Source organism: Bacteroides stercorirosoris (assembly GCF_900142015.1).
In the GTDB taxonomy this organism is placed as follows: Bacteria; Bacteroidota; Bacteroidia; order Bacteroidales; family Bacteroidaceae; genus Bacteroides; species Bacteroides stercorirosoris.
Genome location: NZ_FQZN01000002.1, coordinates 86,328 through 101,802, shown reverse-complemented (window position 1 = coordinate 101,802; position 15,475 = coordinate 86,328). Strand labels below are relative to the sequence as shown.

Annotated in this window: 13 protein-coding genes; 10 read left to right on the top strand and 3 right to left on the bottom strand. The window is 43.1% G+C overall.

Translation table 11 applies throughout. The features are described from left to right. Positions 1–98 precede the first annotated feature (98 nt). Together truA and BUC01_RS01945 are read left to right on the top strand one after the other, a co-directional pair. A complete protein-coding gene (truA, locus tag BUC01_RS01950) occupies positions 99–860 on the top strand; it encodes a tRNA pseudouridine(38-40) synthase TruA (RefSeq protein ID WP_025832361.1) in 762 nt (253 codons plus the stop codon). 28 nt (positions 861–888) lie between these two features. Continuing rightward, entirely contained in the window at positions 889–1,785 is an 897-nt protein-coding gene (locus BUC01_RS01945; RefSeq protein WP_007666654.1) for a DMT family transporter, read from the top strand. A gap of 68 nt (positions 1,786–1,853) precedes the next feature. On the opposite strand, the gene BUC01_RS01940 is transcribed toward BUC01_RS01945, so the two are convergent. Together BUC01_RS01940 and BUC01_RS01935 are read right to left on the bottom strand one after the other, a co-directional pair. Next, a complete protein-coding gene (locus tag BUC01_RS01940; protein WP_025832369.1) occupies positions 1,854–2,972 on the bottom strand; it encodes a helix-turn-helix domain-containing protein in 1,119 nt (372 codons plus the stop codon). A 13-nt stretch (positions 2,973–2,985) separates the two neighbouring features. Beyond that, complete coding sequence (locus tag BUC01_RS01935; RefSeq protein WP_025832372.1) at positions 2,986–4,158, bottom strand: helix-turn-helix domain-containing protein; 1,173 nt, start codon at positions 4,156–4,158, stop codon at positions 2,986–2,988. 408 nt (positions 4,159–4,566) lie between these two features. Here BUC01_RS01935 and BUC01_RS01930 point away from each other — a divergent pair, with 408 nt between their 5' ends. From BUC01_RS01930 to BUC01_RS01895, 8 genes are all read left to right on the top strand, one after another. Continuing rightward, entirely contained in the window at positions 4,567–5,166 is a 600-nt protein-coding gene (locus BUC01_RS01930; RefSeq protein WP_034524346.1) for a DUF3575 domain-containing protein, read from the top strand. A gap of 11 nt (positions 5,167–5,177) precedes the next feature. Next, positions 5,178–6,614 (top strand): DUF3868 domain-containing protein, encoded by a 1,437-nt coding sequence (locus tag BUC01_RS01925; protein ID WP_175560852.1) that lies wholly within the window; start codon positions 5,178–5,180, stop codon positions 6,612–6,614. A gap of 41 nt (positions 6,615–6,655) precedes the next feature. Then, the gene (locus tag BUC01_RS01920; RefSeq protein WP_175560855.1) at positions 6,656–8,395 is read left to right on the top strand and encodes an Mfa1 family fimbria major subunit; all 1,740 of its coding nucleotides are present in this window, start codon (positions 6,656–6,658) and stop codon (positions 8,393–8,395) included. Positions 8,396–8,595: 200 nt separating this feature from the next. Next, positions 8,596–9,630 (top strand): FimB/Mfa2 family fimbrial subunit, encoded by a 1,035-nt coding sequence (locus BUC01_RS01915; protein ID WP_073312549.1) that lies wholly within the window; start codon positions 8,596–8,598, stop codon positions 9,628–9,630. Between the two features lie 14 nt (positions 9,631–9,644). Beyond that, positions 9,645–10,787 carry a hypothetical protein gene (locus tag BUC01_RS01910; protein ID WP_025832378.1) on the top strand — a complete coding sequence of 381 codons (1,143 nt, stop codon included), beginning with the start codon at positions 9,645–9,647 and terminating at the stop codon, positions 10,785–10,787. Position 10,788: 1 nt separating this feature from the next. Further along, positions 10,789–13,176 (top strand): DUF4906 domain-containing protein, encoded by a 2,388-nt coding sequence (locus BUC01_RS01905; protein WP_175560851.1) that lies wholly within the window; start codon positions 10,789–10,791, stop codon positions 13,174–13,176. 137 nt (positions 13,177–13,313) lie between these two features. Continuing rightward, complete coding sequence (locus BUC01_RS01900; RefSeq protein WP_025832380.1) at positions 13,314–13,784, top strand: GAF domain-containing protein; 471 nt, start codon at positions 13,314–13,316, stop codon at positions 13,782–13,784. Positions 13,785–13,834: 50 nt separating this feature from the next. Next, a complete protein-coding gene (locus BUC01_RS01895; RefSeq protein ID WP_025832382.1) occupies positions 13,835–14,491 on the top strand; it encodes a DUF3256 family protein in 657 nt (218 codons plus the stop codon). A gap of 35 nt (positions 14,492–14,526) precedes the next feature. Here BUC01_RS01895 and BUC01_RS01890 read toward each other — a convergent pair whose 3' ends face one another. Next, positions 14,527–15,417: a YitT family protein gene (locus BUC01_RS01890; RefSeq protein ID WP_025832384.1), complete on the bottom strand. Its 891-nt coding sequence runs from the start codon at positions 15,415–15,417 to the stop codon at positions 14,527–14,529. Between the last annotated feature and the right edge of the window lie 58 nt (positions 15,418–15,475).

The following is a 15,475-nucleotide window of genomic DNA, read 5'->3' as shown; positions in this document are numbered from 1 at the left end:
GTTTTTATGTGGGCACAAAAGTAGGAAAAAGAAAAGAGAGTTCTTACCTATGGGCTTATTTTTGTACCTTTGCGCCCGAAAAATGAAAGCAAAAGAGTATGCAACGGTATTTTATTTATTTAGCTTATGACGGAACCGCCTACCACGGCTGGCAAATACAACCTAATGGAGACAGTGTACAGGAGTGCCTGATGCGCGCACTTGCCACATTGATGCGCCGTGAAGTAGAGGTTATCGGTGCCGGACGTACCGATGCTGGTGTGCATGCTTCCTTGATGGTAGCCCACTTTGATAGTGACGAACCATTGGATACTGCCTTTTTTACCGACAAGCTGAATCGCCTTCTGCCACCGGACATCTCTATCTACCGTATCCGTGCAGTGAAGCCTGATGCTCATGCCCGTTTTGATGCAACAGCCCGCATGTATAAATACTACGTGACCACAGCTAAATCTCCCTTCAACCGCCAATATCGTTGCCGTCTTTTCCAGGCGCCGGACTTTGAGCGAATGAACGAAGCTGCCCGTATTTTGTTTGATTATACAGACTTCACTAGTTTCAGCAAGCTGCATACGGACGTAAAAACAAACAATTGCCGCATAATGCATGCTGCCTGGATGCAGGTAGATGATGTAACCTGGGTGTTCACCATTCAGGCGGACCGTTTCCTGCGCAATATGGTTCGTGCAGTAGTAGGAACTTTGCTTGAAGTAGGCCGTGGTAAGCTCACTATTGAAGGCTTCCGGCGTGTCATCGAACAGAAAGACCGTTGCAAGGCTGGTACTTCCGTTCCGGGTAATGCCCTGTTTCTGGTAGATGTCACATATCCCGAGGAATTATTCATCGCAGATAATAACTGAATAACTAACAATTAATTAACTAAGAACCATGTGGTTATTGCTCGCCTTTCTCTCAGCTGCCTTGCTGGGGTTTTATGATGCATTTAAGAAGAAATCATTGCGTGACAATGCTGTGCTTCCCGTTCTGTTTCTGAACACAGTGTTTTCCAGTATGGTATTTCTTCCTTTCATATTGATTTCCGCTTTTACTCCGGTACTTAACGGAACAATGTTTGATGTGCCTGTAGTAGGTTGGGAAGTACATAAGTTTATAATTATCAAGTCCTTTATCGTTCTTTCATCTTGGATATTCGGCTATTTCGGTATGAAACATTTGCCGTTGACTATTGTAGGACCGATTAATGCCACCCGCCCTGTAATGGTACTCGTGGGGGCCATGCTGATATTCGGTGAACGTCTGAACCTGTATCAATGGATCGGAGTCATGCTTGCCATACTTTCTTTCTTTATGCTGAGCCGTTCCGGCAAGAAAGAGGGCATCGACTTCAAGCATAACAAATGGATTTATTTCATTGTGCTTGCCGCCATCACCGGTGCTATCAGCGGACTGTATGACAAGTATCTGATGAAACAATTCAATCCTATGGTTGTACAATCGTGGTACAATGTCTATCAGGTATTTATCATGTGCCCCATCATCCTTTTGCTATGGTATCCCAAACGAAAAGAAAGTACTCCTTTCCGTTGGGACTGGACTATCATCCTGATATCCGTCTTCCTTAGTGCGGCTGACTTTGCCTACTTCTATGCCCTGAGCTATGAAGACTCCATGATTTCCATCGTTTCTATGGTACGCCGTGGCAGTGTGGTTGTCTCCTTCCTTTTCGGAGCTCTCTTCTTCCGTGAAAAGAATTTAAAGAGTAAGGCTGTCGATCTCATATTGGTATTGATTGGAATGTTCTTCCTGTATTTAGGAAGTAAATAAGTTGAATACAGATGATTAGTTTCTATATCCGTGTATTCGTGTATCTTACTGGTTGTTTAAATTTTCTTTTAATCAATGGAAACGGGATCGTTCTTTGCCATTTTTTTTGCTCGGAAATAACTGCGATAATTACTGAATCCAGCATGAATGACAATTTCCGTCGAGGATATTTTTTGCTTTCTTTGTATAGCCTCTGATTGTAGTCTTTCTACTTCCTTTAGTCGGTAATTGTTGATAAAACGATTGAAATTCATACCATATTCCCGGTTGATGAAAGCAGATATATAAGTCCTGTTTGAAAAAAGATCCTTGGCCATATCGGTTATTTTGAATTCCGGATTTAGATAAGGTTTCTCATTCTCTAAATACTTTTCAACCCGCTGGCGTTCCAGTTGCGCATAGTTTCCGGACGTGGTCATTTCCTTTTCTTTGGCGGTAATAGGTTCGATGATCACATAATTCTCCGAAAGAATGTTCAGGCACAACACAATCTGAGTAAAGACTGCTGGTAATGTTGTGAATGTCCAGATAAACCCCAATTTATTGAATAGTTCGATGCCCAATATCAACCCGGCTATCGGTAAGGTTTGCAACAGGACCCTGAAGATGATGATAAAGGACAACCAATCCAGCGACATTCGGTAGATATCAGCAGAATAATTGGTAACTTGACGTTTGTATGATTTTATGCGGAGTAGGCTCAACCCGGAATATAAAATACTCAGCAAAATACAGATGATATACGTGCTGTCGATAATTGTGCTTGTCAGGCTTACCCCGTTGTCATAAATGGCATTCCATCGTTGCTGGAACGGTACTGTAAAGGCAATCACGTGGATAGTTACGGTCAAACATGCTGGAAGGATGAAATGGTATGTGGGGAAATGCTTTCGATCGCCTACTCCCGTAATAATATAGGTGATCATGTACAGGAATATGGGAATAAAACTAAACGAGGAAAAGCAAACGGGCAAGTATGCTATGAAAGTGTCACGGGCGATGGAATACATTACCAGTCCGCTCCAGTACAGTATTATTAGACAGTATACAGTGATTATGCTGTAATGTATTTTTCGGTTGACCGTATTGGAAGAGCGGGTTATGTCGAGCGAAATCATAATCAAGCTGACCGCAGCACTTACTGCGGGTATTGAAAAAACTATAGCACGTCCGATATCTTGATTCATCCTTTTGGTTTATTTATGGTTCTTTGTGAGTCTGTTCTTTATATATATTTTCCAGTTGAATCGCACGCTGGAAATGTCTGGAGTCTTTAAATCCCGCCATGGCCATTACCTGATACGGATTTTTACCTTTGTTTGAAGGATGCACTATCAGTGCCTGATACTCTTTGATCCGACACAGGTTTAGATAACGCCTGAAATTCATACCATACGTTTGATTGATAAAGTTGGACATGACGGTACGGTTTACACCCATTATCTCGGCCATGTCAGTCAGTTTGAAATCGGGATTGAGGTATGGCTTTTGTTGAGACAAATAGTTTTCGAACACCTTCTTGTTCAATAGTCCGTGCGTATTATTCGGCGTAGGCTGCTGTTGGGTGGTCGGGTTGTTGTTCTCGGTTTTCTTTTCGTTGGCAGGAAACAAATCAGATATTTTGTAAGAGAGATATTGCCTGCGGATGACTTGGTATGTAAGCAATATCTCTTGCGTCATAATGCATAATGCGTTCAGCCGAATAAGCCATTGGCTTGGACCAACCAACGAAGACAAAAAAGCGATTAGCAATATAGCGATGGAAAGTATGAAAAACACGATGAGCCAACGCGATGATTTTATACTGAGATATTTTCGATCTGTATCGGTTTTTTGAAGTACTGTTCGCTTGTAATGCCGCAATAACAATAGTCCGGTTGGAACAATATAGACTACCGCTGTGATAAACCGCACTAAAAAGTCGGATATGAAAAGCGCCGTATATTCTTCGAACAACGATAAGCCGGTAAAAAGCTCTCCCTTGGGAGGCGATATCCAGGTTGCCACTATCAGGATAATTACCAATGTAGGGACTGGCCAAAGGTAATTCAGTATGGGAAAGTTTCTTTTATCCTCAAAATAAGTCAGATTATAAACAATGTTGTAGAACAATATGGGAGTATAGATATACGACAAGGCAAAAGGTATATCGACCGGAAGGAATATCGGCTCATCAGAGACAGTATGCCATAAAGCAGATGACCACCATATGGCTATCAGGATACAATAAATGCTCACGATCCACCTTAATTTCCTTTCGGCTAGATTGCGATAATTCCATGTCAATAATAAGGTAAAGACCGAGCATATGGCCGAACAAAATATTGGTAAAATATAGGTCATCAAGTTGCTGTATGTGACAAATGCTCCCATATTAATTGAATTCAAATTATTCTTTTCGAGTGTGTATTTCCACTGGTTTTTTCCGTTACACTAAAATTGTTTGGGTAGACAGTGATATACACATCGACATTGTAATATACAAAGATAGCCTAATTTACTGCATTTATAGGTATTGCAACTGTTAATAATGGCTCCGTACACTTAAAAAATGACTCTGGATTTGATGATTTGACATGTCCGATACAAAATTGCAGTTTGCGTATAATGTCCATTACGATTTTGCCAATATGATTTATACGTTTTGGCATGATGCGATAACAAATACATTGTTCCTTTGTGCGGAAAGAAAGCGAGGTACCGTGGCTGGTCTCTTGAAATTACCTATATAAAGAAAGACTGTAAAATTTGGAATGTAATAATTAACTATAGCCATAAAGTATGAACAATAGAATTATGAAACGGATATTTGTCTTGCTGGTAGTTACCATTACCGGCATGACGCAGAGTGTCAAGTCTCAGAACGTGGCTGTCAAAAGTAATGTTCTGGCGGATGCTTTCTTGAATCCGAATTTGGGAATAGAGATAGGATTCGCCCCTAAATGGACTTTGGATGTTACGGGACAGTTTAATGCATGGATGCTTTCGCACAATCGACATTGGAAACATTGGGCTGTTCAACCTGAAGTCAGATACTGGTTCTGCGATCGCTTTTCGGGGCACTTTGTAGGTACTCACATTCATGGAGGACAGTATAACATCGGAGGTTTTGACGGAAAAATCAATTTCCTTGGTACGGATGCTCGTAAACTAAAGGATACCCGTTACCAGGGATGGTTTGTTGGCGCGGGTATCGCTTATGGCTATGCGTGGATATTGGGGAGGCATTGGAATCTTGAGGCGGAAATTGGTTTTGGTTATTCCTATACACGCTATGACCGCTTCCAGTGTTTAGGATGCGGTAAGAGGATAGAAACGGACAAACCACACCATTATGTGGGACCAACGAAAGCGGCAATCAACCTTGTTTATGTATTTTAATCGTGTACAAGATGAAAAAGATATTATATATTCTAGTAGCCCTTTGGGGCATGGTTGTGGTAGCGGAAGCACAGATCGCAATCGATATGCGGAAACAGGACATCGTGGATGGTGTTTCCGTGGAAAATCTTAAAATGGAACGTAATGGAGGGTACATTGCCATAGACATGCTTTGGGATTTGTCAGGGCTTGATGTGGATGAAAATCGTGCTGTACTTCTTACGCCATGGTTAGTTAATGATAACGACTCGCTTGCCCTGCAATCGGTAGGGGTTTACGGCAGACAGCGTTATTACTTCTATGTACGTAATGGAGAGAGCATGTTATCTGGTAAAGATGAAAAGAGTTATAAAGTCTCGAAGAAGCCTGATACCATTGAATACCACAATTTAGTACCGTATGCAGAATGGATGAACGGCTCCGTGTTGTTGCTACATCGTAGCGACTATGGATGTTGCAATACTTTATTGGCAGAACAGGTCGGTATGCTTGGACGATACACAGAGGCGTTTTTCCCCGAACTGGTATATGTACGTCCGCAAGGGCAGATTGAAAAAAGGGATTCGCTCGAAGGCTCAGCATTCATCGACTTTCCGGTGGATCAAACGATGATTTATCCGGACTATCGACGCAACATCGCCGAACTTGGGAAAATACAGTCATCAATTGACTCCGTGCGAAACGATACGGACATAACTATCACTTCAGTATGGCTGAAAGGTTATGCTTCGCCTGAAGGTTCTTATGCGCATAACAAAGAGTTGGCTATCGGGCGTACTGCCGCATTGAAGAGATACATACAGCAACTTTACCGGTTTGAAGGCGATGTAATATCGACCGATTACGAACCGGAGGATTGGGCAGGATTGCGTTACTACGTGGAACGGTCGAACCTTGCACATCGTGCGGAAATAATCACTTTGATAGACGGTAATTTGGAGCCGGATGCTAGAGAGTGGAAAATAAAACGTGATTATCCGATGGGATACAGTTTCCTGTTACAGAACTGTTATCCTGCGTTACGCCACACTGACTATCGCATAGCCTATACTATCCGCAGTTACAGCGATGTGGAGGAGATAAAACGAATCATGTGTGAGCGACCGCAAAAACTGGGTCTGAATGAGTTCTATCTCGCTGCACAAGAGTATGAACCCGGTACGGATGAGTTCACTGAGGTATTCGAGACAGCGGTACGCATGTTTCCGGATGACACTATTGCTAACCTGAATGCTGCCAACGCTGCCATGCGCCGCGGCGACCTCACAGGCGCGAAGCGTTATCTTGCCAAGGCAGATGATTCGCCCGAGGCTGTTTATGCACGGGGAGCACTGGCCATCCGGCAAAAGGATTACGACAGTGCCCGACGTTACTTGAACGAGGCGAAATCACTCGGATTAGAACAGGCTGGCATTACGCTTGAGCAACTTGAAAAAGGAAGACGTTAACGAGAAAATATATTATTAACAAAATTAGATTACAAAAAATGATGAAGATGAATAAATTATTTTTGGGTTTGTTTGTGTGTACCGCATTGTGTGCATGCTCGAATGATGGATTAGGAGTTATTCCGGATGATACACCGAATGTTTTTGCAGGAAGCGAGGCGTATATTAATGTCCGCCTTGCTGATGCAGGTTCTCTTACAAGAGCGCAAGAAGGTGACTTTGAGTACGGAACAAACGAGCAGTCCGTAAAAAATGCCTACTTCTATTTTTATGATGCAGACGGTGTATTTGTGACACAAGGTGATGTTTGGGCGAATGGTAACGCCTCGGTAACAACCCCTGCCGGAAACATTGAATTTGCGAGTAATAACGTTGTGGTACTGAAGGGAATGGACAAGAAGAACTATCCTAAGTATATGGTAGCGGTGCTCAACAAACCGAATGATTTCGTGTATGGGGAAACGCTTGACGAAATGCAGACAGTGCTTGCGGATAATAATGCGGAAGGTATTTATTATCCGGAAACAATCAATAACAGTACTATCAATTACTTTACCATGAGCACTACAAGCTACACCGACACCAATCGGGCAAAGTATTTCGTAACAGAAGTTAAAGAGGAAAATTTTGCTCTTGAACCGATGACGGATGTGAGTGCAATTACTAATACGGTGACTGTATATGTAGAGCGTCTGGCGGCCAAAGTAACTTTGAATGTGTCTGATGAACTCGAAAAGGATGAAAATGGGCGTTATCCGATAAAAGTCACTGTGGCAGGTGAAGATAACTCAGCCGGAGGCGGTAATATCGCTTCGGAAGATCTTTATGTGGAATTGCTCGGATGGAAATTGAATGCTACAGCGAAGAAATCGCACATGGTTAAGAACATAGATATTGCTTGGGCAGATAATGACTTGGGATTTACATGGAATAGATCAATTGATTACCGTAGCCACTGGGGTAAGTCATTCAACTACGGTTTTTCTGGCTATCCTGAAAATGCGGCAGCGGTTTCTGACAATTCCGAATATCTGAACTATGTCGACTTGGAAGATGGCTTAACCGAATTGGGGACTTCTGCCTATTGTGCAGAGAACACCAATACAAGTGCCATTGTTACTACCAATTTTTCTTCTGCCGTTACGAGTATCCTGTTAAAAGCCAAGGTTTGCGATGTAAACGGAAATGCACTTGACCTCGTACGTTACAATGGTGTGCTTTTCAAACAAGACTCCTTCCTCGAATACGTGCTCAGCGTACTGCAGACAAAAAATCAACTGAACGTGTGGTATGAAGATGGTCAAGATGATAAAGGCAACACAAAATATACTCAGATTGGTAAAGAGTATGTGAAGTTGGAGAATGTGGGCGATGGGAAAGTGAAAGTGGTATTTACGAATGAGAATGGAGCCTCATTATATACAGGAGACGGCTCCGCTTACTCAGAACAAATCATTACCACTCTTAATGATAATTTGGCCACTGCTTCCGCAGATGCTACCGCTTATAACGGTGGATTGATGTACTACAACATTCCCATTGAGCACCTCAACAATGGCGCTATTACGGAAAATGGAATTATCCCGGAAGCCAAATATGGCGTGGTGCGTAATCACCACTACGTAGTTACCGTTGACAAATTAGAGAAGATAGGTAAGGGAATTTTTGATGGAGACGAAAAAATCGTTCCTGGTGACGATCTGGATGGTGACATTTATTACGTTGGGGCAAAAATTAATATCCTTTCTTGGAAAATTGTCAGCCAAAATGTTGAACTCTAATTTTTTATGAAAAAAACGTTGTCTTTCTAAACAACCATTCCATGAGGGACTTCCACATGGAATGGTTTTAGAAAAGCACTTCCGTTCCGGTGCAAAGAGAGGACGGAACCGGAAAAGGTATATTTGCCATTTCCCATCGAAAATGAAAATTCTCTGCGGTATTTTCCGCAGCATATATAAAATATAACAATTTAAGTCAAATGGATATACGCTCTTACATAAGAAAAACAATCGGAAAGTTACTGGCAGTTATCGCTTGGACTCCGATTCTATATGCCTGCGACGGCTTAATCTATGACGGTGAGGGTGACTGCTCAGTGAATTACCGTGTGAAGTTCTGTTATGATTACAACATGAAGTTTGCCGATGCTTTTGCTCACGAGGTGAATGTAGTGACACTTTACCTGCTTGATGCCGATGGTAGGGTGGTTTGGCAACGTACTGAACAAGGAGAAGCCCTTGCAGCCGATGGCTATGTCATGACTGTAGATGTAGAACCGGGAGAATACGACTTGCTTGTTTGGTGTGGGACTACTGACAAAGGTTCTTTCTCGATACCCGAAACAACTGTCGGTAAGGGACTGACCTGTACGCTTGAGAGGCAACGTGATATCGGGAACCAAGCATTTGTTGCCGAAGATCTTGACCGCTTATTTTATGGGTGGCTGACGAAACAGACGTTCGGTGAAACCGAAGGTACGTACACTTATACTGTACCGTTGGTAAAGAACACCAACAATGTGCGAGTGGTGTTACAGCACCTTTCGGGAGAGGCTGTGGACAAAGATAAGTTTATTTTCACCATTACCGACACTAACGGAAGCATGGACTGGGACAATACGTTGTTGCCCGATGAGCTGGTGACTTTCTATGCGTGGCATACCGATGCCGGGGAAGTTGGTATGGATATCCAGCCCGAAGAAACACAGACTACATCTCGCGCTGCCTTCAGTGCGGCCATAGCCGAACTGACCGTGCCACGCCTGGTGAAAGGGCAGGAGATGCGGCTCACCGTGTCCAATAAAGAAACGGGAAAAACGGTTTTATCCATTCCTCTTATTGACTATGCTTTGCTTGTGAAAGGTTTTTATAATCGGGATATGGATGATCAGGAGTATCTTGACAGGCAGGATGTATACGACATGGTGTTTTTTCTTGATGAAAGTGATCGTTGGCTCGATGCCTATATTTATATCAATTCTTGGAAAGTTGTGCTGCAAAACAGTGAACTGTGATAGGAGGAATGCGAATGAAGAATGTAGTACGATATATTGTCACGGGGATTCTGACACTTTTTGTGTTGTGGGGTACCTCGTGTAGTCATGACACGGAGAACTTCAGCCTATCCGATAGGGGAACAGCTCTTAGTATCGGTTTCAGATTACCTATAAGGAGTTTGGAGACCGATGAAGGTTATGAGGTTGGAGAAACCTATGAGAACTACATAGATGTAGAGAACAGCAACTACAGGATTTATTTCTTTACCTCCGATAATAAGTTTATCGCCCGTTTTGAACCGGATGGCTTCGTGGTGACTAAAGGAAACGATTATAGGGATTATAGTGTGCTTGGCAAAGCGCCTACATCTTTGGTTTATCATAAAAATTTCAAGATGGTTGTGCTTGCCAATTGGCCGCAGTATGGTGACGATACAATGAAGGCTGGAGAAACGTTACTTGCGGATGTCTGCGACGCCGAATGGGGGCAGTTTGGCAGTTTTTCTTCTTTCGAGTTGGGACCGGAACGACTAGTTCCTTTTTATGGTGTTCACGAATACAATAATATGGAATTTAAGGTTGGAGAGGTTACATTGCTGCCTGAGCCTGTCACTTTGCTCCGTGCAGTGGCAAAGGTAGAGGTGATACTTAAGACGGACGAACATTTTGATTTATCGTTTAGTGAGGTGAAGATTCATCGCTATAATAAGAAGGGATATTGTGCCCCGAAAGACGTTTTTTCGCAGGACGATTACGATCATAGTGGTGAGTGGAACAGCGATTACGTCAGCGGTTTACACCTTGTGGAAGATGCTAATGATGTGGAAGAAAAAATACAAGATTTCCGCTTTGCAAGCCAATGGATGGATGCTGGCGGAAATAAATATGAGAAATGGATTGCCTACCTGTCCGAATACCGGAACATCGATGCGGGAGACAAATACTCGTGTATTGAAGTAAGGTTCGATGCTCAGACTGATGAGGACGAACCGCATAGGGTTTATTTCGCGAATTATGACGAGAGCGGAAAGACGGATAGCAACGACAATGCCAGGCGCTTCAACATTGCCCGCAACAATCTTTACCGTTTCACTATTACTGTCCGAGATAGCAGACTCATGGTGAACGTGCAAGAATGGAAATATGCTTATGATAACGAATATACTTTTGACTGATATGAAACACTACTTCTTATTATTCATACTTCTGTTGGTAATTATCACAATAGAGGGTTGTACGGAAGAACTGCATCCGGAGACAAATGGAACAAACAGTCCAGTCCTTAATGAGGGAGAACTGACGAAAGCCGTATTGGATTTGTCGGTCAATACATTTGCCGTTGAAGCACAAGCAGAGACAAGGGCATCTATACCGAGCAATATACCAGAGAATGAGACTTCGGAAGAAAAAGAGGTACACAATATTTGGGTGTTTCAGTATGATGCAGTTACGAAAGAACTGCTGATAAAGCCGCGTTACTATACTATCACTGACCAGATAATGTTGCAAGATTTGCCTGTATATCTGAAAGCCGGAATTCCGTCCTTCGTATATGTTGTAACCAATACGGGGTATGACAACTGGGCTAACGATGACACGGATACTTCATGGCAGAAGTTTAAGAATGTGGAACAACTGAAGAAACAAACCTTACCTACCGCTTTCCCATTACGTTCAATAGATAAGGTGTCGATACCAATGGTCGGAGCAAGTGAGGAGGTGGAAGTAACAACAGGTGTTACGGTTACAGTACCGGTTACGCGTATGTATGCCAAGCTTAAAGTAAAGGTAGAGATGCTGAAGGCAGAGATGAAACTGAACAATGTCAACGTAAGGCAAATCCCGAATATTTGCCGGATAGAGACCTTTGCCGGCGATGGAAATGGAGAGCCGATGAATGCGGTTCCATTTCCTGATGGAACGACATTCAGTTCCATAGCCTTTGCTGCTTCGGACTTGGAAAAGAGTGAAGATAAAGAATGGGCTGTTTTTTATGTTCCAGAGAATCTGCAAGGGGAAATAGAAAATCAGGGTGGAAACAAGTCTGATGCAGCTCCCACTAATGCACTTGTGGTAGATGTAACCGCCGAAATAGGTGGTGAAAAATATCTCTATGCCGCTTATCCCGGAGGAAACTCACTCAACAATTTTAATATACAACGTAATCAGGTTTATCGCATGACGTTGACTATTACAGGAGAGAAAGGCCAGAATAATCCATCATCCAACTGCTTTGTAGTAAAACCAAACGGTTTTCTGTCTTTCGAGCCCTACTACCGTGTAGAGACAGGAGGCGGGTATAATTTTGCAGACTATTTAAGTCCTCATGACGAGAATTTGAAAATAGCCAGTGTCGGCATTATCTGGCAGACCAAAGACTGCATTGGTGATAATACAAATGGAACATTGGTGCAACTCGGTGAGAATACAGGCGACATTCATCAGAAAATCTATGTTAGAACGCAAAAGAAAGGTAATGCCTTGATCGGTGCTTACAATAGCAAGGGAGACGTTCTGTGGTCTTGGCACATCTGGGTTACAGACCACGAGCCGGATAATCTCGGCAGGGCTGTTACTTATTACACATACGACTGGGATAATAATGGTATCTATCCTGAGAAGCCGCGTATTCAGGGTTATGCCGTCATGTCATGTAACCTCGGTGCATTGGCGGAGAATCAGAAAGGTCTAGGAACTGGTCTCCATCGGTATCCGGATGAAATGACGCAGGCTTTCGGCATGTTGTATCAATGGGGACGAAAAGATCCGTTCCCTCCTTTACGCAATGTTGTAAGCGAACATCATGATTATAATGACGAACATACAGATCTGCATTATGACAACTCCAACCAGATTGAAGTACATAAGACATCTGGCACAGATGAAAACAAGCTGTTCCATTCGGTAATTGGGAGTACCCTGACCGGAGCTGTCAGACACGCCATCGCCAATCCCACGGTTTTTATCACTGGAACGAACGATGTTAACCGAAATGAAAGTTATGTACAACAAAAGAGCAATTATTTTAATAATGGAGACTGGTGTCCAATAGGAGAAAGCGATAACAAACTTTGGGGTGGACTGGAGCCGGCTTCCGAGGGAATGAAGGCTTATACGATTAACCAAACTAATAATGTACATATATACGATAACTACGGAACGGAAAAATCTATTTTCGACCCTTGTCCTACAGGCTGGAGGGTTGCCTCGGGTGAATTGTGGTTCGAGTTTACAAATACGGGGCTCAATCCCGGATCTATGAGTGGTATCAATTATGATGATAAATTTTCGGATGGATATGGAATGAATATGTATATGCAGAAGTGGAAAGACGGTCCGACTTCTTATTTCCCGACACAGGGAACACGTGTAGGTGATGGAGGAGGTTTTCGTACAAACAGTTGTGGGAACTACCATAATGCAACCACGGACACGGATAACCGAGTGAACATTTTGCATATCCATAAGGATGCCGGTCTGTTCCATATATTCGAATACCAATTCTATTTTTATTATGTAAAGTCGGTGGCAGGACCGATCCGATGCGTGCGAGACTCGAAATAAAACTGTGTGCTTTTTCTATTCTGTTCTCAGTCTCATTTTTATTTTCTATCTTTGTCCTAAATAAATATGTGATTTGAAGGTGGTACGGAAGATGAGCCGGAAGCTAAGAATTGATGAGCGTATTTAGGAGTATAATTATGGCAGAAGATTTATGTATCAGCAACGGCAGCAAGGCTGAAAAGTATCAGACCTTGCTGCCCCAGATAAAGAGTCTGATTGAAGGTGAAAATGATCTTATAGCCAATCTGGCTAATATTTCAGCTGCACTGAAAGAAACTTTCGGCTTCTTTTGGGTGGGATTCTATCTGGTGAAAGGAGAAGAACTGGTATTGGGGCCTTTTCAGGGACCGATAGCTTGCACACGTATCCGAAAAGGACGGGGTGTTTGCGGCACGGCATGGGCTAAGGCGGAGATGTTGGTAGTGCCCGATGTCGATGCATTTCCCGGTCATATAGCTTGCAACTCGTTGTCGCGCTCGGAGATTGTTGTTCCGTTGATTCGTGAGAATGGCGAGGTGTGGGGCGTGCTCGATATAGATAGTGAAAGCCTGAATACCTTTGATGAAACAGATGCACGTTTTCTTGGAGAGATATGTTCCTGGCTCTGAAGAGTGCGTTGAGGTAATAAAATGCAAAATAAGAATAACAGAAAAATAATATGATGAAGAAATTGACAATGTTCTTGTGTTTGGCTTGTGTCTGGGTGTTTTCTCTGCAGGCCCAGGAAGCTAAAACCTTTTTCAAAAATATGCCCGATAGCCTTAGCCCGTTGCTTACTGCCGTGAACCGTGCCGACTTTATCGACTTCCTTGAAAGTAAGATGAAAGCGGAAGTAACGAACCGTTTTGGTGGTAAATCGGAAATGACGGAGCTTGCTTCCGACTACATCCGTATCCAGATGACACCGCAAAGTTCCTGGCAGATGAAACTGCTGGCTACGAGCGACAGTACGAAAGTAATCTGTATTGTATCTACGGCTTGTGCCCCAGCCTGTGATAGTGATGTCCATTTCTATACCACCGGTTGGGAAGAATTGCCTTCTTCTTCTTTCCTTACTCCTCCTGTAATGAAGGATTTCCTGTCATTACCCGATACGGTGATGGATTATGAAGTGAGAGATGCCGGCGAAAAGGCAGATATGTTGTTGGTGAAAGCTGATCTTTCTGCAAAGGACAATACACTGACCTTTACTTTTACAACTACCGACTATATGGATAAAGAAGCGGCAGAGAAACTGAAGCCGTATCTCCGCCGCCCTGTAGTGTATGTTTGGAAAGAAGGTAGTTACGAGCTACAAGCTACAAGTAACGAGTAGCTGCGCACTGCTACTATTCCGAAAGGTACTCATAGCTATTTCACCTTTATTCTGTCGAACCCTTCTCCGTATACTCCGATTACCGCACTTTGTGATACAAATGCGTTTGGATCTATATCCTTTATCAATCGGAATATAATTGTTGATTCGCGTTTCTTGGCAAGTACGAACAACATCTTCTGTTCTTTGCCGCTATAGAATCCGGAAGCATTAATGACGGTGGCGCCCCGGTGCGGATATACATTGATGTGCCGGGCTATTTCATCATATTTCTCACTGATGATAAAGAACTGTACGGATTGCCGGGCACTGTTCACTACCTGGTCCAGGACAAAACTGCAAATGTACAGGGTTACATAACCGTAAACCACCTTCTCCCAATCTTTCAAAACAAAGTAACTGGAAGAAATGATAATCAGGTCACAAATCAGCATTACACGCCCCAGCGTGATGTCGCGGTATTTGTTGATGATGGCGGCAATGATATCTGTTCCGCCTGTGCTACCATTGGAAGAAAAAGCGATGCCTATGCCGCCTCCGCAGAGGGATGCACCGATGACGCACGCCATGAAAGGCTGATCGTGCAGTAAGACCACACCGCTTGCCAGTTTCTGAATGATGGAAAGGAAGAATGTCAGGGTGAATACGGCAAACACCGTTTTGATACTAAACTTCCAGCCCAGGATGCGGATGGAGAGTAATAACAGGATGAAGTTGATACTGAAATAAGTATACTGCACAGGGAATCCTGTGGCGAAATAGACGATGGAAGCGATACCCGGCACTCCTCCGGTGGTGATGTCATTGGGCAACAGAAATACTGTCCAGCCTATACCATAAAGAATTAATCCGAGGGCGATCATTAAATAATCTCTTGTTTCCCGAATCAGGCTTTGCTTGGTAGGGACGTTTACGATTGTTTTCATCTGACTTTATGCGTAAGTATGGGTTATAACTAATTTAACAAGCTTTCTCATGATAAAT